This window comes from Streptomyces regalis (assembly GCF_001509475.1).
GTDB classification, from domain to species: Bacteria; Actinomycetota; Actinomycetes; order Streptomycetales; family Streptomycetaceae; genus Streptomyces; species Streptomyces regalis.
Window position 1 is genome coordinate 1 of record NZ_LLZG01000319.1, and the last position, 259, is coordinate 259.

The window sequence follows — 259 nt, forward strand, 5'->3', positions numbered from 1 at the left end:
GGAGGGAGCTGTCGAAGGTGGGACTGGCGATTGGGACGAAGTCGTAACAAGGTAGCCGTACCGGAAGGTGCGGCTGGATCACCTCCTTTCTAAGGAGCACTTCTCAACCGGGCTTGCCTGGTTCAGAGGCCAGTACATCAGCGAATGTCTGATGCTGGTTGCTCATGGGTGGAACGTTGATTATTCGGCCGGGTTCACGGGTCGGAGGCTGCTAGTACTGCTCGCAAGAGTGTGGAACGCATGATCTTCGGACGGGAGC

Annotated in this window: 1 rRNA gene; it reads left to right on the forward strand. The window is 57.5% G+C overall.

The features are described from left to right. A 16S ribosomal RNA gene (locus tag ADL12_RS27620) occupies positions 1-89 on the forward strand; the annotation flags it as partial. Positions 90-259: the final 170 nt, after the last annotated feature.